The sequence below is a fragment of the Sphingobacterium sp. LZ7M1 genome (assembly GCF_024296865.1).
Classification (GTDB): Bacteria; Bacteroidota; Bacteroidia; order Sphingobacteriales; family Sphingobacteriaceae; genus Sphingobacterium.
The window spans coordinates 2,594,886-2,620,740 of record NZ_CP101134.1; the positions used below are offsets into that span (position 1 = coordinate 2,594,886).

At 40.2% G+C, this 25,855-nt stretch carries 18 protein-coding genes; all 18 read right to left on the minus strand.

Features of this window, described 5'->3' with window-relative positions:
- Position 1: 1 nt before the first annotated feature.
- The 18 genes from NMK93_RS11260 to NMK93_RS11345 all read right to left on the minus strand — a co-directional run bounded on the left by NMK93_RS11260 (position 2) and on the right by NMK93_RS11345 (position 25,847).
- The gene (locus NMK93_RS11260; protein ID WP_254527318.1) at positions 2–1,108 is read right to left on the minus strand and encodes a D-TA family PLP-dependent enzyme; all 1,107 of its coding nucleotides are present in this window, start codon (positions 1,106–1,108) and stop codon (positions 2–4) included.
- Between the two features lie 2 nt (positions 1,109–1,110).
- Complete coding sequence (locus NMK93_RS11265; protein ID WP_254527320.1) at positions 1,111–1,581, minus strand: RidA family protein; 471 nt, start codon at positions 1,579–1,581, stop codon at positions 1,111–1,113.
- A 27-nt stretch (positions 1,582–1,608) separates the two neighbouring features.
- Positions 1,609–2,937: a gluconate:H+ symporter gene (locus NMK93_RS11270; RefSeq protein ID WP_185212327.1), complete on the minus strand. Its 1,329-nt coding sequence runs from the start codon at positions 2,935–2,937 to the stop codon at positions 1,609–1,611.
- Positions 2,938–3,100: 163 nt separating this feature from the next.
- On the minus strand, positions 3,101–4,489 hold the full coding sequence (locus NMK93_RS11275; RefSeq protein ID WP_254527322.1) for an ATP-binding protein: 1,389 nt from the start codon (positions 4,487–4,489) through the stop codon (positions 3,101–3,103).
- Positions 4,479–5,834: a vanadium-dependent haloperoxidase gene (locus NMK93_RS11280; RefSeq protein WP_254527323.1), complete on the minus strand. Its 1,356-nt coding sequence runs from the start codon at positions 5,832–5,834 to the stop codon at positions 4,479–4,481. The genes NMK93_RS11275 and NMK93_RS11280 overlap by 11 nt, the downstream gene beginning before the upstream one ends.
- A 50-nt stretch (positions 5,835–5,884) precedes the next feature.
- Positions 5,885–7,207, minus strand: a complete 1,323-nt coding sequence (locus NMK93_RS11285; RefSeq protein ID WP_254527326.1) for a contractile injection system tape measure protein — start codon at positions 7,205–7,207, stop codon at positions 5,885–5,887.
- Positions 7,208–7,211: 4 nt separating this feature from the next.
- Entirely contained in the window at positions 7,212–13,547 is a 6,336-nt protein-coding gene (locus NMK93_RS11290; RefSeq protein ID WP_254527328.1) for a hypothetical protein, read from the minus strand.
- A gap of 15 nt (positions 13,548–13,562) precedes the next feature.
- Positions 13,563–18,011, minus strand: a complete 4,449-nt coding sequence (locus NMK93_RS11295; protein ID WP_254527330.1) for a hypothetical protein — start codon at positions 18,009–18,011, stop codon at positions 13,563–13,565.
- Between the two features lie 27 nt (positions 18,012–18,038).
- Positions 18,039–18,464, minus strand: a complete 426-nt coding sequence (locus tag NMK93_RS11300; RefSeq protein WP_185212333.1) for a GPW/gp25 family protein — start codon at positions 18,462–18,464, stop codon at positions 18,039–18,041.
- A gap of 11 nt (positions 18,465–18,475) precedes the next feature.
- The gene (locus NMK93_RS11305; protein ID WP_185212334.1) at positions 18,476–18,769 is read right to left on the minus strand and encodes a PAAR domain-containing protein; all 294 of its coding nucleotides are present in this window, start codon (positions 18,767–18,769) and stop codon (positions 18,476–18,478) included.
- Between the two features lie 16 nt (positions 18,770–18,785).
- Positions 18,786–20,561 carry a type VI secretion system tip protein VgrG gene (vgrG, locus tag NMK93_RS11310; RefSeq protein ID WP_254527332.1) on the minus strand — a complete coding sequence of 592 codons (1,776 nt, stop codon included), beginning with the start codon at positions 20,559–20,561 and terminating at the stop codon, positions 18,786–18,788.
- Positions 20,561–21,283 carry a hypothetical protein gene (locus NMK93_RS11315; RefSeq protein WP_185212336.1) on the minus strand — a complete coding sequence of 241 codons (723 nt, stop codon included), beginning with the start codon at positions 21,281–21,283 and terminating at the stop codon, positions 20,561–20,563. Before NMK93_RS11315 ends, vgrG begins: the two co-directional genes overlap by 1 nt.
- Positions 21,273–21,443 carry a DUF5908 family protein gene (locus tag NMK93_RS11320; protein WP_185212337.1) on the minus strand — a complete coding sequence of 57 codons (171 nt, stop codon included), beginning with the start codon at positions 21,441–21,443 and terminating at the stop codon, positions 21,273–21,275. Before NMK93_RS11320 ends, NMK93_RS11315 begins: the two co-directional genes overlap by 11 nt.
- Positions 21,444–21,445: 2 nt before the next feature.
- Positions 21,446–21,904: a phage tail protein gene (locus NMK93_RS11325; protein ID WP_254527334.1), complete on the minus strand. Its 459-nt coding sequence runs from the start codon at positions 21,902–21,904 to the stop codon at positions 21,446–21,448.
- A gap of 10 nt (positions 21,905–21,914) precedes the next feature.
- Positions 21,915–22,379: a phage tail protein gene (locus tag NMK93_RS11330; protein ID WP_093096915.1), complete on the minus strand. Its 465-nt coding sequence runs from the start codon at positions 22,377–22,379 to the stop codon at positions 21,915–21,917.
- 17 nt (positions 22,380–22,396) lie between these two features.
- Positions 22,397–23,320, minus strand: coding sequence for a hypothetical protein (locus NMK93_RS11335; RefSeq protein ID WP_254527336.1), 924 nt, complete (start codon positions 23,318–23,320; stop codon positions 22,397–22,399).
- A gap of 44 nt (positions 23,321–23,364) precedes the next feature.
- Positions 23,365–24,390 (minus strand): hypothetical protein, encoded by a 1,026-nt coding sequence (locus NMK93_RS11340; RefSeq protein WP_185216554.1) that lies wholly within the window; start codon positions 24,388–24,390, stop codon positions 23,365–23,367.
- Between the two features lie 35 nt (positions 24,391–24,425).
- Positions 24,426–25,847 carry a phage tail sheath C-terminal domain-containing protein gene (locus NMK93_RS11345; RefSeq protein ID WP_254527342.1) on the minus strand — a complete coding sequence of 474 codons (1,422 nt, stop codon included), beginning with the start codon at positions 25,845–25,847 and terminating at the stop codon, positions 24,426–24,428.
- Positions 25,848–25,855 lie beyond the last annotated feature (8 nt).

Consider the following 25,855-nt stretch of genomic DNA (forward strand, 5'->3'; position numbering starts at 1 on the left):
CTTAAATATTTAACATTCTATTCCTCGCAACAACTTGCCAATTCTTAACCTTTTGATGGTCTGCGATGACCGAGACTTTATCATACAAGGCCACTGTTGGGCAGATATGCAAAGGAATGGCATAGAGTTCCGTACCTACTGGATACTCATTGCTATCATTGACGTTGAGCACCATATGTTCCTCACTCTGTAATATCGGAACTGCATCATCGGCATTCAAAAACTTAACCCTTGGCAATGGAGATTCCGAAGCGACAGCCTTGTAACCTAAGTCTATACATATGCGATGCTCATTGATCACGGATATCACTCGGGTCAAAAGTACTGCGGCGACTTCAAAAGCTTGTTCGGGTATTTTCTGGGAGTAACCCCAATCCCAAAACACAAAGGTTCCAGGGCTACAGGCCACATTAGGACGTTCAGCATGCCGTGTAAACGAAGGCGAACCGCCCACTACTATTTTCAATGGATAAGTACATTTTTCCTGAAAATAATCAAATGCAAGCTTGAGTAAATCATACCCTGAATCTGCCTCCTTTTCACGTATGGAAGCATCAACATTGTTGATCTGCCCATCATAGCCATGTATGCCCTCCAAAAGCAAGCTGTCCTGTTCAGCAATGCAGTTCCAGAGCTTTTCAATGTCTTTTATGGAAGCACCAGTCCTACCCATGCCTACATCAAGATCCAGGTAGAAGCTGGTTTTTATTCCCTGCTCCTTTGCCTGAAAATTGACTGTTGTAATAGATTCTACGTTATCCAATAAACAGGAAAAATGGGTGTTCGGATACTCTTGGATCAATTTCAGAAACCGTGAGATATTTGGTCCCACGGGCTGATAGGCCAAAAGGACATCCTTAGCATTACTCAATGCCAGCATTTCCGCTTCAGCAATGGTAGAACATTTAAACTGCTCAATACCTTCCTCAATCATCATCTTGCTCACTTCAAGCATTTTATGGGTCTTTGCATGAGGGCGCAACCTTGACGTATCATTGGCGACCATTCTTTTGAGCAAGCGAATATTACGGGTTATCCGATCAGGATACAGTAAAAGAGCAGGTGAAGCGATACAATCTGAATTTTTTACTTCAAACCACTTTTCCATGATTAGCCTTCATGTAATTCAAACATAGCCTCAATTTCCACCGGGATATTGTCTGGCAGTGAACCAAAGCCTACTGCTGATCGCACTCCAATACCATTTTCCTCGCCCCAAACCGAAGCAAACAATTCACTACAACCATTGATTACATAGGGATGTCTTTCAAAAGCAGGCGTGGCATTGACCATTCCTAAAACTTTGATAACGCGTTTTACTTTATTCAGCGAACCTAAATTGGCTTTTATCGTAGCCAGCATAGCCAGACCGACCTGTCTAGCAGCTACCTTACCAGCTTCCATGTCCATATCTTCACCAACGCGCCCGATGATTAAGGTTCCGTCATTTTGAACCGTACCATGACCAGATAAGTAAAGATATTTTCCATCGACCAAACATGGTTTGTACACCCCAAGTGGCTTTGGTGCTGGAGGTAATGTTAAACCTAATTTTTCAAATTGTTCATCTGCATTCCACATGATTTATTATTTTTTGATTAGTAATTTTTATATAAATAAAGATAAGATCATTACACCGATCAGACCAACCGTGGAGACAATAGCCTCCATCATGGACCATGATCGAAAAGTATCTTTTACCGATATTCCTAAATATTCTTTAAACATCCAAAATCCGGAGTCATTTACATGTGAAAACATGAGACTTCCCGCACCGATCGAAAGGACCATCAGGTTTGGATTGATATCAGTAGCCTGCAACAAAGGCAATAGCACACTTGCCGCAGTGAGTGCTGCAACTGTTGCCGAGCCTATGCATCCACGGATTATGGCCGTAATGATCCATGCTAAGATTAACGGATGGATAGGTAAGCCTTGCAGGGCCTCAGCCAATTTTAAGCTGACACCACTGGCCTCCATTACCTCTTTGAACACCCCAGAACCAGCAATTATCAAGAGGATCATCGCAATGTCCTTGACCGCATCTGCATACACCGACATTACGTCTTTGATGGGTCTGCCCTGAAAGATCCCTAAAGAAAACATAGCGTAGATAACTGCAATGAGCATAACGATATTTGCCGAGCCTAAAAATGCAATGATTTCATGCAAAAAGGTAGATTCTTTTGGTACTACATATGGTAAAACGGTAAAGAGAACAATCATGACCACCGGCAATAAAGCGGTAAAGAAGCTATTGAAAGCCCCAGGTTTAGGATAGTCCTCGTCCTCTGGTTTTGGATCTACCGGTTGAAAGATTTCAGATTTACCAGCCTTGATATTCTTGAGGGTTTTGCTGAACAAAGGACCGCCAATAATTATGGCAGGTATAGCAATGAGCAATCCATAGATCAATGTCAATCCCATATTGGCATTGAACAGGACCACCAAGGCTACTGGAGAGGGATGCGGAGGAATAAATCCATGGGTTACCGACAAAGCTGCCAACATCGGCAGACCGATGTAGACCAATGGTAATTTGTATTTATAGACTATTGAAAAAATTAGGGGAACCAAAAGCACAAAGCCTACGCCATAGAACAAAGGAATACCGACAATAAAACCTGTAAAGGCCATTCCCCATTGCAGATGCTTGACCCCAAACAGGCGAACCATAACGGTTGCAATATTTTCTGCTGCGCCACTATGGGCTATCAACTTTCCGAGCATGGCACCTAATACAATGATCAGGGTAAGCCCGCCCATGATAGATCCTATCCCCTTTTCAACTGTTCCCGGAATCTTTGCCAATGGAATTCCCAGGACGATAGCGGCTAAGATCGAAACGATCAGGAAGGCCAAAAAAGTGTTGATTTTAAAATAGGTAATGAAAATGATTAGCAACAATAGGCTAAGAAGTACGATTGTAAATACCATTTAGTTTATATTGAAGGTTAGGAAGCTTTCATAGCGAAAGCCTAAGGTAATTGCTATCCCTAAAATAGTAATACCTAGGCGAATAAGAGAGGGATTTTAAAAATAAATATTTCAGGGTTCTAAGGGGCATGAAGTTAATATTGCCCCATATTCAGAGTAGCTGTTAATGGAAAGGTTTGCCTTCTTTCAATAATTCTTTACGGATTCCGTCCAATACATCGGAGAGATATATGGATTTTTGATCTTTGTCGGGAGTAGATTTTTCAATGGCTTTGATACAGGAATAGTGTACCGCATTGACGATAGAGCCTCCCGATACAACATAGTTTTTCACGAGTTCCGGAATATCTACCTTTTCGTTCTTGTCATTAAAGAACAAGGCCTCTTCTGGAAAACTCAACTTCCATATTTTGGCGCGGTCTGCCGCTTCGGGAACAGTGAATTTCAAAATGGCATTGAACCTGCGCATAAAGGCATCATCAATATTATTTTTCATATTGGTAGCAAGGATTACCATGCCATTATACTCCTCAATACGTTGTAGCAGGTAAGAAACCTCTTGATTGGCATATTTATCATGGGCATCCCGAACATTGGTCCTTTTTCCAAATAAGGAATCCGCCTCATCAAAAAACAGGATCCAACCTTTGTCCTCGGCCTTTGCAAATATCTGTTCCAGATTTTTTTCGGTCTCCCCAATATATTTCGACATGACCATCGAGAGATCGATTTTGTACACATCCTTCCCGACTTCTTTGCCCAATAACCCAACGGTAAGCGTTTTACCGGTCCCTGAAGGACCGTATAGCAGGGCTTTATAACCATTGTTTATCCTACCCCCCATTCCCCATTCGTTGATCAGGATGCTGTTATATTTTAACCAGCTCTTCAATTCCTGGATCTGCTCTTGGAGCTCATCATTGATGACTAAATCTTTCCATTCCAATTTAGTACGGATTAATTTAGCTGGAAAATTAACACTGAACTTAGGCTGGGTAGACTCGCCATAGATAAATGCATCGAGGTATTCTTTGGAAATCAAGATCTTTCCACTCATCTCAGGCTCTCCTGCCGGAACATCATCTAACCATAGGATTTTTTTACTGTCAAAAATATGGTCAGCCCAAAACAGCTTATGGATTGCGGTCTTTTTATCAAAATCATCATCGCCTAAAAGAAAGACAGCAGTTTCACCCGTTGGGATAAATCCTCTAAAATCCTTTCCCCTTACCCCACCTATTTTTTGAAAATCTCCCGAGCGCTGCAGTTTAAAGTTTATGGCATTATCAAAGAGGTCGGCTTGCATATGAGGAGCCATCCCAATCAGTAATAGACAAGCTTCTTGTTCATTGAGTTGATGATGCTTGATAAATTCTTGCAGCTTTTTGGACCAGGTCCTATAAAGAGGTTTAGGCTTTTCAAATTCAGTTTCACCGGGAAACCAATTGCTCAAACGGTACAAGATCAACTGCTCCAGGAATTTGAGTTCTGCCGGGGCGTTGATATCAAGAAAGCTAATGCTTAGATCTGTATTTGCCTTTTTACTTTTCATTGAAATAGACTTTTGCTTTTTCCCAAACAGTCATGGCTACTTTCAAACCAAGCTTATGCCCCTCAGCAGTAGCCTTGGGAAAATGAATTCCCCCATAGATACAGGCAAGTCCCGCTTGCTCAGCAGCGAAAGAATAGGTCGGCCATTCCAGCACGATATCCATACATGGAGTTACCGCAGGTTCAATTTTTGAAGAACCCATTTTTAAGGTTGTCCTGCCTCCAAAGGCATCATTCCCTGTAAAGTTCTTCAGGATAACCGCAGCTGCGCGGCTAAAGCAACTGTGAGCAGAAATATATTCTGGGGTCGCTGGCGTTTTCAGATAAGGATTCCATTGATCCCCCTTAATCGTCTCTGTTCCTTTACAACTGCCTCCCCAAGCATGTACATGCAGGCCATTGAATAAGTTCCTGATCGCCGTAATAGGTCTGACAGATTGATATTGATGTTTGCATTCCCAACTAGCAATTGATGCATCCAACAACGCATTGCTGAGCACAAAGAAAAGCTTGATGCATTGGGAGTTCCTGTAGAATTCCTTTTGGGCAACGAACTGCGCTATCTCACACCAATGCCCAGGAGTCGTAAAGGTACCTCTGGCGTCTTCCCAGTAAGTAGCAATGACTTTCTGTTCATCCGTCAATGCAGCATTGATATCCAAGATTTCCCGGGCTTGTTGCTTGAACTCAGGTTGTTCCTTCGTAAAAGGTGCGTCAGGTCTAAATTGCCAGTTAAATGGAAGGGCAAAGGATTGTACCAAGCCCCAATGTGGAACATGGAATCGTTGGAAGCTGATTTTGGCTCCTTCCTTAATTTTTTGAAGGGGTTGCCAATAACTGAGATTATTCAGGTGTTCGGGAGGATTGATAGGTTTATAACCTGTATAGTCAGAAAATCTTGGCATATGCAGGCTTCCATAAGGATTGCTTCCATCCCCATATCGCTGTTCAATGGTTAATTTTGCCATAAGGTTGCCAATCCCTTCCGGCTTGGAAATGTCCAGGGTTTTATGGTCAGGATCGTAATCCAACTGGCACATAAAATCACGGAAAATATCCTTTTCTTCAGCTGGCAATTTTAACCAGAATAGGTTCACCAGAATCCGGTAAGCAGCATAACTGAAGGACTTACGGATATTATCCTTGGCACAATTTGATTTTGGGATTTTTATATATTTAGCTGTACTTGTGCTATAGGCACAGTTATCATATACAGACCATGCATCGTACATTGCTGTATGCATCATTGCCAATGCTCTTGCAGCCAATGGAGCAGAGGTTTTGGTCAACTTGATGGCCTCCAGCATAAGTTGATTCCATTTTAACACTAGCGGTTTTTCTGACATGATATTATACTATAAATTCATTCAATAATTCGTTCATAAGCCTCTAAAATTCACCTCCATTCTACATGGATAAGCTGTTTTAGCCATGGGAACTTGATCATATTCAAATTCCACGGCAGATAATCCAGCAACATATCGATAGGACCTTTTTCCACTTGTATCGTAATCTTTTCCATTCCCAGCTCTATTTTGCCTTTTCTCTGTAAAAAGCCTTCCCTTAACCCATCAACAGAAGTCTTTTTCAATATCTCCCAATTGGGGATACAGGCTTCCATCATAGCAATGACTTCCTCCTTTTCATCCTTGCTCATTTCTATTGATGTCGGGATTGCGGCTTTTATCGGATATGAGCATAGCAGTTTTGGAACTGTCAATTCATATTCCTTAGGCTGTTGCTTTCCAGTTGCTGCAAAATGTAATAGGTAGATAGCTTTTTCCTTAGCATCCAGAGAGATGAAATCTTTGTCTTTGACCAATCCCAACTGTTTGAATAATGAGTTTAAAAAGGGATGTAATAAAACCAACCCTACATGGTCCTGAAAAATAGCTTCTTTAATCTCGGTTATATCTTTAAATTCTTCAAAACTTCGTACCTGATCAATCACCGGATTGGCAAAGGAATTGTAATCCACTTTAATTTGCTCTATGCGATTTTTGAATTCAGCTGAGTCTGATTTAAAGAACTCTTTTGAAACGACCTGAAGCAAATCCAGCCAGAACTTCTCTCGCCAAACTATTTTGTTTCCAGCATTAATTTCCTTGTATTTGGATACAAAAGCGAAAAAATCCTTTACTATTTTATCCAATGATTTTTCCTGTTTTGGAGCTATTACTTTAATCAATGTATTCAAAAAGCTATCTGAATGTTGCCTCACTAATCGAATTCGGAAATTGGGACTACGTTCTACCTCCAGTATGAAATGATTCAAGGTTTCCATCTTACTAGAAAGGGATTCTAGGACATGTTCTTGCCAAGCATCTATCGGAAATTCAACATTCCAATCTAAATAGCCCTGTCGCAAATAAGAAATCCATTTATGAAAGTCCGAGAGAGTGGTATGCTGAATATTCACTCGATGGTTTAATGCTCTTTCTTTTAGTATCTGTTCTTCTAATTGCTGTTTTATGTTTTCTACTAATCTCCCATTGGATTTAATATGATCTAAATCCATTAGCTTAATAATACCCAGATCAATGGTCAAGGAATCTATTGATAACACTTCATCATCGTTGGATAAACCCGACAGGATTTCATCCATCAAAGGCACAAAAAACTCCCAATATTGATCACTTAGTTTTTGCTGAATGCTAAAACTAGCTTCTCCTTGTGATAATAGGAGCTCAATACGCTGTTTTCTGATGATATGCAGCATGATTTCACTTCTTATTTCCTAATAGCAGATTCTTGATTTCAAGTACATTGATTGCGGGTTGATATTTCTTTAATTCCGTTCCATCCCAATGATTATAGATCGCAGCTACATCAATTTTCGCTTTCCGCAACCTTTCAAAAGCGGCATTGAGTAGGGAAAGATCGGTTTTGTTCTTTTTCTTATGGTTGACCTGATCCAAGGCATAACAGACTACGGATTCCAAGACACGGTGCATCTGAGGTTTATTCAGGACCACGTAGTTCTTTGCCGTAGTTTTTTTGTTTTCAATGATTTGCGTAACTATAGCTTCCAGTTGGTTTATGGCCAGATTAGGATCGCTCAAATAATTTTGGACACTTTGAACAACCAGGTTTTTCTGGAGTTTCTCAGCAACTTGTTCTACTGCTGATCGATAGTGCATCATGCGTCTTTCTTTCAGTAGATTCAATTCTTTAGTATTACCTCGCTTTACCGTATTTAATACAGGAGCAATAGTTTTTTCTTCTTCCTTATTCTCTTTCTGGACCTTGCGGATGTAATCATAATTGGGTTGATTGTTTTGATCGCAACTGATGAATTGGTATTCACCAGGATAGGAAACCCGCCAGCAAAATGAAGCATTTACCTGGTCTAGGAAACTTTGTTGCATGCTGTAACTGTTTTCTTGGTTAACTTCACGATACAGGCAAGGATTATAGGTTTCAACCTGACTATTACATGGTTTACAAGTTTCGCAATCCACTAAATCTTCATAATTACGATGGAATAGGAAATTCAAGAAATCATCGCTGGAGAAATTTTCTATACAGGTTTTTTTCTTGGCAAGCCATTTCCTCCAGTTTTTGTATTTTGATTCAAAACAGCAATAATCATGAGGCGCTAGCCACAATATCCTCAACATTACATGGGCTGGTGCCAAACGGTATAAGATATCCTCCATTAGCATTCTTCCCGTTTTAGAGCGGAACCTTTTCGGCCATGCAGGTAGAGCTACGGTTGCAATAAAGGAATAGGGATCTATCGCTGGGACAAAGCAAATATCCGATTGATCGGAACATGGATCTTCTTGGTCAGCTTTCCAAGTGAAGCCACAATAGGAATAGGTTTCATTACAATATAGGCTTTGTCGAATTTCACAGTCTTCTTCACATCGAGGTCTGAGCAATATATGTTCGACAAACTGTAAACCTTCGGCATTAATGAGTTCTTTTGCCCGATCGACAGCCATGCACATCTCTTGCGAAGTTTCATAGCACTGAGGATTAAAGGCAATCTGCCTTCCATTAATAGAAAACTGTTCCCTATATTCCGGAAGGTTGAAATCCATTGCAATTCCAAATGAATTGCTGCTGCAATCCAGGATGGATTGATAATTTTCGAAATTGCTGAGCATATAGCTGGTCAAGCTGTACAACCGCATGGCCATATAGCAATTATCAATTGGGCAGGAAGTTTTCCAAGCCACATAACAGGTAGGCTCCTCCTCCACTGGATCTGAACAGCCACAGTTTACAGTATTCTCCTCTTTACATGAATTAAAGCCAGGCAGTTTTATTTCTATCTGATATTGATAGCCTTCATTATTTTGATTTTTGCTTCGGGTAATAGGAAAAAAGCAGAGAAAAAGTTCCAATTGCTCTTTAAATGATTCGACAGTCCAACCTTGGTTATAAGATTGGAGTATTACCTGTCCGTTTTTGTCCTTTATAAAAACAAATTCCTTTTCAACGACATATTCAATTCCTAATGCCTGTAATTCCTCCAGATAATCAAAAAGAAGGTCACAATATTCTTGGTTGTCATTTGCTCCAAACCTTTTGGTTGCAAAAGGTTTTCCGCCTTCATCGTGAAAAATCAAAGCATTATCTTCATTAGAAATAGAATAGGCATTTCTTTCATGAAAGCGTTTGAATTGATCATATAGATCAAGGACAACCTGATTTCTCTTTTTGGCCGTATCGTATGTGCATGGGTGGATCAAGAAGTCTGCACCGCAATTAATATAGAATGAAAAGCAGCAATCTTCCTTCCGCTGATATTTTCGGAAACCGATGTTGGATTGAACGGCACAGATCAGGTTCTCGACACCTGCCAGTCCCCATGCCTCTTCCTCAGTGAAAAAGCGTTGGGTACTTTCCGCCAATACTTCGCGGATATAGATCCGAAAATCACCTTTTCCATCATCATTAAAATCACAGTCAACATATAAATTGCCTGCATACTTTAAGAGCATCAAGAAAAAGAGAAAATCCTGCATAGCTGCCTCCGCAGTGGGATAATCTTTGACACTATGCCAACCTTGGGGATTCTTTGCAGAATGAAAAGTCTCAAAATAGTACAGTTCATCATTCCTTTTTATTGGATAGGCCCGCACTAATTGCATCAGCATTTGTGGAATGCTGCCTTCTCCAAATGTATTAATCTCTTCTTGAGTTACCAAAGGAATATAGACCAGGGCGGCTGTATTAGTATTCCTTTTCTCTTCGAAACTGATGAGAGTTCCGTAATTCTGCTCTACTGCCGCTAGTTCCAAAATATGGAAATAGTTATTTTCAAAAGCTTCAAGCGCCTGTTCCTTGGTAGAAAAGGTATCAAAGCTTTCGAATAGCACCAACTCTTCATTGATATGTCCGGCAGACTTGTATAGGATATTATGAGCCCGAACCTGATAGGTATATGCCTTGGTTTTTTGCTTATTTGCTCCTGACACTTCTCTTACCACCGCAGACCCTAGACATAACTGTAGATAGTTTAGTTTTCTCTTAAACAACCTGGACAATTTCATTTTGGATAAAACCGCTTCTTCCTTAGATAGAAATTGTTGCTGATAATAGGCCAAGACATGATCTTTATCCACCAGCCGGTAAATATATCGGGCAGAATTTTCTGTAGACTCTTTCCTTATGGAGGTTCTAAAGTTCTGGGATTTATTGCTATTGGCATATTGAGCAATGCTCTTCTGCGAATCTAAAGCTCGATTGATGCTTTCCTCCTGAAATTCCGGAGTATCCAAATTGACCGTAGGCAATTTACTGCTTCTGTTTTGTTGGGTCAGGATAATTCCATTCTTACTTTTACCAACCCTTAATGTTGGGGTAGCTTGTTGGAAAGCATGTGAAGCTTTAATAGCTTCTTCCTTATATGGATATTCCTTGCTACTACTGAACTTATAATTGGAGTCTTGGTCAAAGCCTAATTCATAATTAAATTTCCATCCCTTTGGAAATGAATTTGTGGACAACCTATAGGTGGCCTTTTGAAAAGAGCTGATAATCAGATCACGTAGTTCTCTTGCTTCCTCTTCGGTTTCAAATTCTGTATAACAGATGGCTTCGACCTGCTCTTGATAGACAATTTGAAGTTGCCATTTGGAATCAATGGCGGATCGGTAAAAGGCGTAGTTTTTTGAATTTCCAGCAAGTTTCAATACTAAGTATGCATTGGCTTTCGCTTCTTTGTTACTTGAAAATTCTTTTACCGCATAAAATTTAAAGGAATTGGCATGGTCCAAAATATCGTAGGTAAATTTATCGGGTTTACCAACAATGGTATTACTGATATTGATCTTAAAGGCTTTGATGTCCAAACAATTTGAATCATCCTTATCAAGATCATTGAAAGTAAGCTGAGTTATTTTAGGTTGTTTTGAATCTTCTTGAGACCAGATATTGCTGTCATTCAATTTGCTCATATTCTTTCGAGCAGCCTCCATGGCACTGACATCGGAATCAAAAGCTTCCACATAGTTCCTAAGAATACTACCGTTATGGTCCAGCAACTGTACCTTATGCGCATAACTACTGATATAAACATCTTCTACAGGCTGTTTGGAAAACATCCGATTCAGTTTAGTCCTTACCTCATCGGCCTCTTGAGAGGTTGCATATTGTTTGTAGAATGGAACACTTGAACGATCGTCATATTGCAGCACAATGCTGTACATCTTTTCGTGAGGGATATACTTTGTCCTTAACCTTTCTGGTTGGGCAAGCGAATCGAAAACCATCTGTGCAGCTTCTTCAGCCTCCTTCGGAGAATCAAACTTTTCTGACAGTTTGAAATAGGTATCCTCTGCTATGCTTAATTCAACGAGGTAATATTCATCCAACTGCTCAACAACAAAGTTGCACAGGCTGTGCAATTGCTTATTGGTGATCCCTGCAAGATATTTGGCTTCCTTCTCAAAACCAGATATATTATCATTGTTCCATTCATCTTTTAAGTAATCGTAAGCCTTGCCTCGATTGGAACTGATCTCATCATAATGGCTGAGAAAATCCTCTTTAGCTTGAATCAACTGGTTAGGTTGTTGATTGAATTGCATGAGCACATCATCCGTAAACCTTTCTGCAAATCGACTTAAGAGATGGTTTAAGAATGTATTCCTGCGTTCTGCATACAGATTATCATCTTCCAATATCAAGGCAAGATAGGACTTGAAGGAAGCCATGTTTAGTTCAATATCAAAGGAAACATGGTTTTCATCAATGATAAAACTCCTATAATTTTCTTCAAAGGAACCCACATAGGCGACTGAACTGAGATGCAGATTTGCAGCAGAAGTGGAAGGAAAGCTTATTTTACTGATCAGAGCGAAATCATCTGAAGTACCATTGAGATAATAGTAGATCTTTCCTTCAGTATCTTGGACAAAGCCATATTCATAGCTATTGTTGCTAAAGTCCTCTATTAACTGTTTGATTGCTATCTGTTGCTTGATCAATGAACTATATTGGAACTGTTGCATGGCTGGAATATCAATTGCATGGTCAATGATCAATTGGTCCAATTGACTTTTTTTAATCACGCGAATTAGGCTATCACCAACTGCTCCTAAAACTTCATTCTGATCTGTTCCGACAGCAAACCGAAGTAATTTGCTCAGCTCTGGTTTCTCGGTCAATTGATTGAGAAAATAGGTTCTTCGTTGACCATCCTCTGCCGAGTTCATGGAAAATAAGGCTCGAATGTTTTTCAGCTGGGCCAAATAGCCGGCCAATAGCTGGTCAAAGAACAGTAAATAGCCCTTTAACTGGAGTGCCTGTGCTTTCCTCAAGTTTGAGACATCATCTGGCAGTCCACCTTCGGCGATGCCATATACCCTTGGAAAATCATCCTGTAACAGGAAATATTCATCTAAGTTCTCATGGAAGGTACCAGATGGAATGGCATGGTCTAAATAAGCCGATGGCAACTGGTACAATACTTTGCCTGAATTTGCGAAATTGAGATTAAACAGTCCATCAAATTTTTTACTATCAAAATCAATCGGGATTCCGTTTTTCGTGAATTGAATACCAGAACAGGCTACCGAAAAATTAGTGATGTGATTTTCGGGGACATTAAACTTCCATGCATTTATATCACTAAACCGTCCTGTTTCGCAATTTCTTAGGGCTAGCTTATTTACTGATTTCACACCCGTAGAGGCTAAAATTACCTGATACAGGTCTGAAATATGGATTTCCTTTTTCAGTTTTAAGGCTGACAGCTCCTCTGTATCGATGAAGCCATGGCTTTCCGCAGGATTATATGGTCTACCCGCAAAAATATCTTCTATATCTTTTTGACGGTCCAAGAGTTCCTGTAGGGTGTAGAATTTTGGTACAGGTGAAATAAAATCCCTTAGCCTTTGCACGACATCCTGATAAGATTTTTCGATATCTGCGTCATTTTGCAATTCTATCACGGCACAGACACCAATATCTACCTTGCAAAGCATGGTAATATCCAAAAAGTCTTCACAGAAGTTTCTATGGGCCATCAATCTGTCTTTGACGGTTTTATTCAATGCATCTAAATAAGCATTAGCTGTTAATTTATCAGGAAAATCCTTATTCACATCCTTTTCAGGCTCAATAAAAATATGGTATAGCCCATTGAGATATTGAACGCAATCATTGTTTTGGTAATTGGTTGACTGCTGATCATATCTTGGCCTACAAAAGTCAGTTTGATCGGTAGCGACTTCTAACCAAGCATTCTTTACGCCTTCAATATCGATCAGGAACTTTCTATAATCCATTATGGTCAATGGATTACAGCTCAGGATCTCAGCAGCCGTAAAGAAATTATTATCAGCTCCGGTTTCCTTTGGATCCCTGCTGAACAAATCAATGCTTGGTAAATTAGTTCTATAGCCTAAATCAAGAAGCGAGTAGCACAGTACTTCCAGGATGGTAATACCAGGGTCATGGACATTATGATCTGTCCAGATTTTTCCAGAGAGTTTACCAAGATATGCTATTCCTTCTGTTCTTAGTTTTTCAAAATCTAAGTACGCAGGGAAACCAGCATTGTCCTTGTTTATCGTTTTCTTATTTTCTCCTTGGCTTGCCATGATCTTGCATTTTACCTATGCATAATTCCTATTACAATAATTTTCAATTGGGATGGCCGGATTGCGGCATGGTTCTGCCTCTTTGCGAGATGCCCATCTTTCACAATCTGCCTGTTCAATCTTGACATCGATATTTCCAGCAATCAGGATGGACCTTGGGCTGATCGGACAGACAACCTTATTGAAAGTACCCAATACAGAGCCTGCTTCATCGGCGTGTTTCATCCATAATTCCACGATATAATCGAGATAATCCCTTGACTCCAAGAAACCTACGATATCAGATTCGTAGATACATTGGCCAAAGGTCAGTTTATCAAATTCACCGATTGCCCAGGGAGCAAGAAATTCACGCAGATCTTGTTTCAATTTTTCTCTATAGAAAGATTCATCCATACCTTTCAGCAGTTTCACCTTCAAACAGAAGTTGACTCCCTCATACCTTGGGTTCATGATCCGAACCTTGACAAATGGGGAACTTCTTTCCTGTAGGTATTCTTGGATACTTTCAAGTAGACTTACCGGAACCCTAGGTTCAAACAATTGGGAAGCTTTCAACTTATTCATATCGGGAATAACCGCCATAATAATGTAGCCAGGGGCCATCGGAATATCGTTGACATAGTGATGCGCATCCAATGCGAAACTATGGTTCACACATTTCACTTTATATAATTGAGGAAATGCTTCCAAGACCAATCGCTCGTAATCAAATTTTTGAATTGCCCTACCCTTATGTTTTAAGAGCTCGGATACCCGGATATAGAAATGCCCTTCGGCCTCAGGCACCCTTCCAGCAAAAGAATCATAAGGTTGAGAAACAGATTTGATGGCGACATCAGCATCCTTCATCTTTGAAATCGAACCTGCTGGCAAACCTTTATCCAACCTTAACTTGTCATTCAAAGCTTCATTGGTAAAGGTTGCCTTAATGGCTTGGGTAAATAGCCCAATGGTTTCACTGACCGATTTGCTGTTTTTGGCGATTCCAGCTTTTATCCAGTGCAATCCTTTCGGAAGGACTGTGTTTTCATTGCTGATATTGGCAGGAATGGAAAACTTAATGATTCCAGAACTGGTCAGACCATCGGTATCATCTTCCAACACTTCAAATCCATTCCTTAGCGGTTTCCATTCATTGTTGTCCAAATAATGCCATGAAACCGGTTCTCTTTCTGATTCGGAATCGGCAGTTGCCTCCGCCATTTGAAAAAGTATATTCACATTGCTGCCTGGTACCAGATCCTTGAAAGCAAGAAATAAATTTCCTTCATCACAATAGGTCGGCAATAAGCTGGGTTGATGTTCTAACTGCTCGAGCTTATAGGTACCAGGAAAAGGATAGAGATGAATGAGTTCTATATCCTCCATACTTGCCGTAGCAGAGTAGTCAATTTCCATCTTTTTGATGATTGGTGTCCAAGGTTCATTCGGGATAACTGCCTGAAAGAGATCATTATTGTCAATGATATTTCGAATCTGTAGGATCTGGTTCTTCAGAAATGAAACATCACCTGTTAAATTCTTATTGGAAAGCTCTCCAAACATTGGAGGTAGAACTGTTCGACGGATCGAATCGGCTTCGGCCTCATTGATTTTACCGGCACCAATATCTCCCATTTTAGATTTAATACCATCAGATGGATTATTGACATCATCCTCCACTCTTGTGGAAACGGTTTTTGCAGTTTCGATGCTCTCCAAAATATCATTGGTGCTGAAAACTATTAGGTTGCCGGCACCATCATAGTAAATGGCATCTTCTAATTTGCTGTCGGGGAGTTTGCCCAATGCCATCATCTGCCTAGCTAGAACATAGGAATAGACCTTATGGCAGAAATCCTGCCCCTGTAGGTTAATTTTTAAAAAGCCTTCAGAGGTCCCGACTTCATATTGTTCTATTGGGGAACTGTTTTTTGAAAACTTCTGATTGAGTTCAAAAAAGGTATTCCTCAAAAAAATTGTCTGATCGAACTCACTGCTTCCAGAGCAGGTTGAACTATTATTGTTTTCAAATAGCTTCCTATCGTTATAAGTTTCCCCTTGAATGGTAACTGCCTTAGTTGTAGGAGAGCCATGCGATTTTTCCTTTATCCATTTGCCGTTTTCTAAAACGGCTAAATTGATCAAAAACTTATTTTCATCAAGACCAAATAGCCCACCTTCTTTTAAATATCCTTTATAATAATCCCTGAAGTCGGTTGGTTTTTCTTTCCAATCTAATTTAATATGGATTTCGTTCCATTTCTTGGTAAATACCTCTTGACTTCCAATAAAGAAATCTGGACCCAACAAATTTAAGTTGGTCGGATTATTAAGGTTTGGCGGGTTCTTTATATCAAAATCAATAATCTCAGGGCGAGTACCAAAGGGATAGATCGGACTATTGATGTTCTGCAAACTCTCGCTATTCTGAACAACAAAATTCTTAAGGCCACATACATTGACCTTGATCTTAGTACCTTTTGTATTAGAAATCTTAACGCTCCGGAAAAATTGATACAGGGAAACTAACTGGATTTCATCTTCAGCTTTTCTTTCGCAACAGGATTCTCGACTTGTCCACTTAACATCTTGCTCTATTTTCACTCGATCGTCAAGGTTGATTTTCATCAGTGGTAATGCGGTATCAAAACCTTCTTGGAACAGTTCCTCATCATAGTTCACTATTCCCTCTTGATCCGGACTCATTGCCAAGGAAATGTTGATTTCAAAAGTACTGGAACCACTAATGTTAGACATGGCTATTTCAACCCCTTGGTCGGGAACTAACCAGCCTTTCTTTCCAGTCAATGCGATATTGAATGCTTTGATCGGTTTAAAAATATCTTTTAGAACAGCAATTTCTTCTGCTGAAGAAATAAGTTCTCTATATTCTAAATCGGTAATGGTTTTCTCAAATAAAGCCTCTTCTAATGGATAATAACAGGAAATTTGCTTCCCAATGGGGCTGTCTTTCCATAATACCGCCTCAAGCTTTTCCTTAAGTGACTTACTGATCCCTTTTTTGACAGCTTGTGCTATGAGATCACGGTTGATCGGGTAGAATTTATCATTGATGACTGTCCGTACTCGTTCATAAAATGCAGAGACATCATTTTCATTTTCACATACATTCTGATGCAGTTTACAGGCCAAGGTAATTTCAATTTTCCGAGTGCCTTCACTCAAAAAGAGAACGGGTGAGGCAAAAACAAAACCTAACCTTGCATTTGGATAGGGTTTCAAAAACTTGCTTTCAGGATCTACGTATTTACTGAGTGCCGAACCTAAGGTTGGCCAGCTTGAATTTTGAATATCCTCAAATGGTTTTTCAACGCCATCAGCCATTTTAGCATTGCTGGACATATACACACCTTCCAAATAGCTGTTGCTTGCATGCACTTTGTTATTGAGGAAAAGCGTGCGTTGTTCGACAACATTGGCTTTATTGACCACAATCTGATCATCCAAAGCAAATTGGACCTCTACCTTATTGGCATCCTTGCTATCCTTAACTATGATCCCTTCCTTCAATAGATACTTTTGAATATGCTTTTGTATTTCAAAAACCAGATGCACTTGATCGGGAATAGCAGGTTTTGCACGCAGCAACAAGACCTCTTTATAAAAGAAATCAAGGTGTTTTTTCGTAAAAGAATTTAAATCCTGTTGCAGATATCTGAAAAGCCTCAAAAAAGAGAACAATAAGGCCAAATGTGGACTCAATTTCTCTTTGAATTCATCATTTAACGAAAGGAAACTGGGCTCTAGGCTAGTTTCAGCTGATGCATGAAGTGAATCGATGACGGTAATAAAAGATTCGCCGATAGCAAGAATTTCATTCTTCAGGGCAATCATCCTCAATCTTTTACTCTTTCCAGAATCCTGTATGGATTGTGTGGTTTTTACAGCATATAAATCTGTTAAGTCTAAATTCCATTCATCCGATTCCAGGAAACACATAAGGTTTATCGGCTTGGTCCCAAAAAACTTAACTGCGGAATTGACCTGAACTATAAAGACCTTCAAGCTGTCAGCTAGTTTATCTTTTATGATTTTATCCAATGACAACATTACAGGCAAATCGGAGCCTTCGAGCTTAGAGTTCCAGAAATAGATTTTGTAGATAATAGATCGAAAAACATAGTTTACGATCAATTGAAGGCTGGATTTTGAAGGTGATTTTTCAAAAAGCAAGTTATAGAAAGCAAGCTTTTCCCTTATTGAGTCGGCATCATATTTTAAAATGGATGTAATGGTAAAAGGCAAACTGTTCTGAAAAAAGGATTGCCAATCCGATACATTGAGATCTGCATCATAATAGTTGATATGTCTAGAGAGTTTTTCAAAATAATCCAACAGGTCTGCTAAGCTCCTTGCATCGATTTGGGCAGTCGCCCCCAACAGATCATCCATAACCCGCTGCCTTTGGCTGACACCTGGATCGTTTTGAAATGGATGTATAAGCTCTTTACATTGCATGACTTCTGACTTTTAGGAATATCCAACTTAAATTGATTTTAATGCTTCATTTAAATAGTAATCATAGACATAGTTAAACCTGGAGTTAGTTCCTGGAACGAAATACTGAATGCTGATCGTAAAGCGACCCTCAATAAGTTCCATGGAATCACTACTTGTTATTTCTATCTGTTCCACTCGGATCCTCGGTTCATAGAACAGGATGGCATTGGTCACCCTATCCTTTAGGTAGCCAATCACGGAACTGTTCAGCGATTCAAAGACATAATCAGTCAGGTCACAGCCATATTTAGGTTGCATGACCCTTTCGCCCAAAGCTGTTGACAACAGAATATTCAAGCTTTGATCGATATCTTCAATTCCGGAAACCAATTCCACCGAATTGGAGACCTTATTGAATTCGGGCGGGAAAGACCAGCCTGTTCCTAAAAATGAACTGAAAGAATTTTCCATGTCCTTTATTTTTAACCTCCTATCTGAACTGTTGTAAATCCCATTACAATGGTGCCACCATGTGCAGTCATGTCACCTTGTCTTGCTGCAGGTTTTCCACCGATCATGACGGTCATGGAACCTTGAACAATACTGTCTGGCGGACCAGTACAGACTAACAAATCACCAACAACAGCAGCAGGAACGCCTCCAATGAGGACCGTTGGTACGCCTGGACCAATAATTGGACCACCAACGTGCGGCACTGGCCCAGGATTCACCATGGGACAGGTATGCAAATCGTTTATTCTTGCTGCTGAAGCCATAACCAGTTCTATATTTCTAATTTATCTTTACCAAAGACCCTTTGATTTCGGTTACTCCATCTGAATTAATCTTTGTCATTGCTGAATTGATATTCACATTCGTATCTGATTTCAGGGTCATGGTTTTTCCTATAATTTCCATTTTGGTTCCGGCGCTGATCTTCAGTTCAGCACCAGCTTTTATTTCGATGTTTTTTGGACTTTCCATTATGACCCCATTGCTATCCATCGTTATTTTATTGCTGTTTTGATCCTTGATTTCTATTTTCTTGCCGTCTTCATCAAGGATTATACTATTCCCAGCTGGTGTATCTATGTTGATTGTCTTGGTGGCATCATTGAAATGCACACGCATATTGCTTCTGGTGAAAATTCCTTTTTCATCATTGGCATCAGCTCCTTTAAGTGGAGCTGGTTTTGCACTACTGTTCAACATGCCTAACATGATGGCATGCCTTGGATCGTTATTGATGAAACCTACGATAATCTCATCGTCAATCTCTGGTCTAAAAAAAGTACCACGATCGCTTCCTGCATCCAAGCTTGCCACCCGAACCCAAGTGCCATTTGAATTGTTTTCTATGATTGGAATCTTGACCAAGATTCGGTCTTCACCATCTGGATCATTTTCCAACTGCAGGACCTTCCCTATCTGTAGCCCTTGAATTGAACCTAACAGGCCAGCAGCAGGAAAATCATCAATATCTTGATATAAAGAAGAATACCTTGCAGGATCTAAACCAAATTGAATATTGGTATACCAAGTACCATCACCTACTTCTTGTCTTACCGCGGTCACAAAGGCCTTGCCGTTAAATCGATCACCGACACCGGCGATCTTCACCATATCTCCAGGTTTTACTTCAGCAAAACCAGTAAATCTTGCCCTGCCCCTGATTTTCGCTAATCTACTGCGCAGCATTGCCCCTTCTGCCCAAGCCTTTAGTTCTTGTTCCAAAAGGTTACCGCTATGATGGAGTAAGAACTTTTCCAATTTATTGGCAGAAGCAAGATCAGAACTGTTCACATTTCCCAATTGCGTAAATCCTGAAACTTCATCAACCTCTGCGGTAAACAATCCCTGGTTTTTATAATCCCAGGAATGAGCCTCTACTTTTGACCATTGACTGCGAAGGTCCATCTCCGCTTCAAACTCCATTATTGAAGACCCATAGGTAACCTGTAATACAGGATCAGTATCTGTTTTGGGAGATTCTATTTTCAACTCAGCATCATTCACAAACAGTAATTGTCCATTGGCCTCGGCACGCAAAGCAATAAAATCCCAATCACTGAGGTGATGCTGAATCAGTTCTTTATGTTTCAAGGGAGTAGCTTCAACATCACTCTTTAAATCTGCATAAGCACTGATGATGCTATCCATTACTTCACTGTCTTTTTGGTCTAGATAATATTTGCTTTTCCTTCCCAAGGTCATTCGCATTGCGGCATCTTTACATTCGATCTGCAATTGCGTATTTCCATTTTCTTTAACCTTTACCTGTTGTTTCGTGATGATGCCTTTAAATGCTTGTTTATTGTCGCTATCAAAACCCAACTTGATTTCAATCGCTCTGCCGGGTAAAAAATCCTCCTTGTTGCTGATTTCAAAACTGCCTAATGCGGCATCACCATCTTTTAACAAAATCTTTGCAGTGGGTATCCGATTGACTTCCTTATCAATGGAGATACTGAGTATTTCGTAAGAAGAATCCATTTTAGACCCACCCAATGATATTTCATATGAAATAGTATCATGTTGGGACGGATTCGGTATGATGAGCTCTTCCATTAGTTTTCGTTTTTATTAAAAGGAGGAAAATATATATCATTTCCTGGTTGTAACCTTCTTATTGAGGTCAGACCATTAGCTTTCGCAACCTGTAAAAAGTACTTCGGATCATTGTAAATACCATAGGTCATCAGATCCAATCGATCACCTTGTTTGATTACTCGGTGATGGGTCAAATCTGGAGATGAGGGATTGTCCTCTGCCATGCGCTGCTCGCGAGACTGGTAATCCAGAAAAGTTGCGGATAACCTTGCCCGCAATGGTGTACCATCAGGCTTAAATAAGGTAAAATTCACATCCAGATTTGCTAATACACAGCGGAATCGAATCTCTGAACCCCAGATAATCAACAAAAAATTGGGGCGGTGGATGTCACCTTGGTAATTATAGGCACAGTCCATGAAGATTTTCAATTGCTCGTTGACGGGTTTGGTTTTGTATTCCTCCCAATAGCCTTCCATGGTTCCGGTACCATCCAAAATAAAATCAAGCTTCAGTTCCTCTGGCGCAGTAGATTTAAATTTCACTTCTGAAGAGCCAGACCCGTGAGGTCTTTGTACATCGTGTTCAATTTTAAAGTTCTTTGAAAAAGCCTCAGGATTGATCGGGGCTACGAATGCTGGCTTATTGGTTTGCTCCACACCCTTAACCTGAAACTGCCTATCTGTAAAAGAATAGATCAACAGTTTCTCCAATTTCCCCGAACTATAATTAGCGCTCATTTTTGTCCTTAATAATATCCAAAACTTTATCTACGCAAATCTTGATCAGCTCCTCTGATGCAGTGACACCATTATCCTGAGAACCTCCATTTCCTTCAGGGGAAGCAAGATCCTGAACAACCGTCGCCTTAATGACCAACTCCCTAACTTCAACTGGCATAACTATGATTTTTGAAAAATTAATCGGTTATAATTCAGCTCTAGCGTCTCGATCAGTACTTCCGCCCTCCCGGCATTCAGTTCTGAAAGTTTCCAGCTCCTTGGCCATACATTGTTAATTTTCCAATGCATAATGGATTGATGTTCCTCATCCAATAGATTGATTACCACGGTTTCCAGGGTTTCATAAACCTGGTCGTCGAAAGCCTTTTTCAACCAATCCGTAATCGCTGATGAACCCGGTGAGATCAATCCCCTTTTTAGTACCAAGGGACCATATTTATGCCGTCCGGGGACAATATGCTCAAACCTGTTTTCACCACCTTCCTTTATGGTCTCTATATCAATCGAAGAGTCCAAACCAGTTACAGACTGGAATTTAATATCCACAGCCTTATTCCCTTTCAATGTAAAATTCACTGAAAAATGAAAATTGACCGTTTGATATAAACTGTCAGCCATGGCTTATAACTTATTTTTTAGCTTCTACAATGGATAAACCCTCATGCACCAATTCCATGGTTTCAATGGCCACTTCGTTGGCATCGGCTTTCAAATTAGTGGATTGTACCTTTGAAGGCCAAGCTCTTGAGAGCGTCCAGGAGATGATCGGTTGATGTTCTTCATCCAGTAATCGAATGGTAACATCCCTCCTAAATTTCTCCTTGCCTTCCTGGAACATCATGGTCTTTTTCCACTGTTCAAAGTATTCAAAATCCCCAAAGAAAGTACCGCGTTTCAGCGTAACATTCGGGTATTTGGTCAATCCAGGCTGTTTTGTCTTGTTATAGGTAGGGCTACTGCCTTCACGGTATTCAATAACCTCAGTTTCAAAGTCAAGTCCGCTAACTTCTGTAAAACCAATTCTAGTACCACCCCAATCCAATTGAAAATGGAACTTCGGTAGTGGGTAGTTTTTTTTAGGATCGTTTGACATAACAAATGATTTATTGATTATTTACACTTATTTGCAGGATTCACCTCATTGATTGCATTCTCAAGACTTTGCTTGCATGCAAAAAGTGCATCCCTTTTCTCTTTTGCGGAATCCAATTCCTTTTTCAGCACATCAACACGCTGCTTGGTCTGATTATAGTCTGATTCCAATTGATGGTAATATTCATCAGAATCGATCGGCAGGTGGATATGTGGCTCTATACAACAGCATTCATGGGAATCAGAACTGCTTTCAATTTTGGCCTGCTCTGCATAAGCTGTACTTTCGGTACCCGATTGGTTACAATGGAATTTATCCTTCCAATATTGAATGGTCCTTTTCAGACCATACTCTTCACAGATATTGATGTGCAGACCGTAGGCTAATTCTACTACGGCAACAACCTGTGGAATCATGATGTCTCGGGTTAAGATCACAGCATCTAATTTCTGGCCATAGTCTTCAAGGACTTTCATGATCCCAATTCCTGGTGCCAACTCTGGTCGTTTCAAGCAATTGATACATAGGATTAACTTGTCATAGTTGGACTTCAATCTATCCACACGGATATAAAGATCCTCGACCATACAGAATAAGATCTCTATGGCTTTATTGGTTTTGTCCGTAACGATGCAGACCTTTTGTAGCAAGAGGATAAATAGTTCCAGTTGGCGACACAGGGCATCTGCATTTTCATCTGTAGCTTCCCAGTCAGCAAACCATGCCTTGAGTCGATCTCTTTCCTCAATGCTCAGGTTATATTCCAGTTCCTTATTGCTGGCGTAGGCATTTGCTGCCTTCCAATCTGAGGTTACTTGGACCAGATCACCCATCCATGCATCATAGCAACAATCTCCTCCTGGCTCATTACCGTTTGGTTTTTGATCGCAGCAATCAAAAATATCCTGCTCAGAATTGCTTATTTCATTATAGCTTAACATAATTGTCTATTTTAAAATTTACCATATTGAAAATGTTTCCTCAATCAATCACAGCTTGAGCCACCTTCATTATCACGGATGCAATAGATTTCAGTGACCTCCCTACAGATGTCGCAGATATCACATTTACACTTCTTGAATCTGTTATTCTCCTCATTATTCCCTTCATTGCAACCACAGTCGCCGATGCAACTGCATTTATGGCAGCATAGATAATCCTTGACTTCAACCAAGGTTTCCAATTCATTGCGTTTACCATAAAGGGTATAACTGGATTGCGTATGGGATTTAATCGCCAATGTCAGATCATCTTGAGATTTCTTTAATCCCGCGGTCGCCGTATTGATCTGCGCTTGGATTAGATCATCAAAAGTTTTGGCATTGCCAGCAAAATCCTGTTGGAATTTCTCTAAGGATTTAATATTTGAAAAGGACTGTATACCAATGATATCAGCCACGGAATTGCAGATAATATCAATTTCTAGGCTCAGGTCAACCGGTCTTTCAACCAGTTTGTTCAAAATCCGACAGGCATCTTGGCATTCATTTGGCCGATTATCCGATTCATTTCGTTTTTCAGCATCATTACAGTTGTCATTTGAGCATCCCAAAATCTTTAGTTGCCCAGAATTACAACTATCATTCATAGCAGCATCCAATTTTGCTGCAGATTCCCGAAGATTTCCGAAAGCAACCTTTGCATTCTTGGCCGTCATCAACACCGCTTTCAACCCTGCCACCAATGCATCATTCTGGCTGATGCTTGCCGCAACATTCTTTTTTATTTCTTCCGATGACTGTATCAATTCTACCCCGACCTTCAATTCCAGGTTTCGGAGCATTTGGTAATTCTTTTCTGTTTTGACAAAAACACATTTCTTCTTTTCGTACATCATCAGGGTCCCATCACTGGTGACCTCACTTTCACTCAACTCACCTAACTTCCCTTTCAGTCTATTGCAGTAATCTTCCTTTATCTGATGGAGATTTTTCTGAGTTATTGTCTTTGCCTCATTACCATTACAATTCCCGTTTTTCGGGTTTCGCATATTTGAGCTTTCAATGGTCATAACAATGGTTTTTTAAAATTTACAATAAACTTGGCTTAGGACTCTGCCAGCATTTTATGCATGAAACGAAGGATAATAAATTCGGCCGGACGAACAACCGCCATACCGATCTCTACGATCATCCTGCCTTCCCAGATATCCAATTCCGTCATGGTTTCCCCAAGCCCGATATGAACAAAGAATGCTTCTTTGGTCGATGCGCCCATTAATGCACCAGCTTTCCATTGCTGAGTCAGGTAATTCTCGATCATCGATTTAACCCGCACCCAGGTATTGCGATCATTGGGTTCAAATACAAATTGCTCAGTAGCATTTTTAACAGACTCCTCCACCATGGAAAAGAATCGCCGCACTGGAACATAACGCCATTCATTATCATTTCCCGCTAATGTGCGAGCTCCCCACACAATGGCAGGACCTCTTCCAGGAAATGAGCGGATAACATTAATGGATTTACCAGCGGTCGTATCTACATTAAGGTTCATCTGTTCCTTTTGATTGATCAGGAATTCTGGCCGGATCGCATTGGCAACATTGACATTTGCAGGTGCTTTCCAGACTCCCCTTGCATTATCAACCTGAGCATATACCCCCACCATGGCAGCAGAAACTGGCATAAGCATCTGAATATTGGTTATGGCACTCTTTGCCTGAAAGTATTTCTCATTATTGATAGCCAGTAATTCTTTAAGGGTGCTAGCTCCGGCCACTCCGGTAATGCTGACCAGTTCATCGTTATCCTTACTTGGATCCCCAGCTACCTTATAGTTATAATCAACTCCAGTAAACAATTTTGGAAAATATACTGCCGCATATTTATAGAATTCTGTCGTTCCAGAGAGTGTACTTCTCAATAAATCGATATCTAGACTCCACTGTGTCAGATTAGCCGGATCATGATAGACATCCAAAACGGTAAAACGGTCCTGTAGCTCTACACATTGGTTGATAGCCTCTGTATGCACATTGTAATAATCAGATGCTGTACTCAAATTGGTCGAGTCCGGAAAAACCAACAAGGTCACCTCATTGATCTTTGCAATCTCTTTCAGCCCATCCGTCAGATTACTGGCAACAATAGAACCTCCACTGTCTACATAGTTTCCTACAGAACAGATCCAGCATGGACCTCCACCATTCGCAAAAAATAGCTGCATACTATAATGCATCAGGAATTTAGATCTTTTTGTATCATCGATCTTCCCATTGACATCTGCATTAGGTCCAAAGACAACAGATAAGCTTTCCTTCTCCGGATCTGGATATCCAAAATATTGTTCATACTGAAGCATGGACTCAATCCGCCAGGGTTTATTCCTAAGATCATCTGTTTCTTTCCATTTTGCTATTTCAGTATATCCAATAAATGCTGGAATAGCCGTTTCTACCGAAGCAATCGAAGGTGGAAGATGTGGAATCTCCTCTATATACACTCCGGGGGTTTTATATTCTTGCATAACAATAG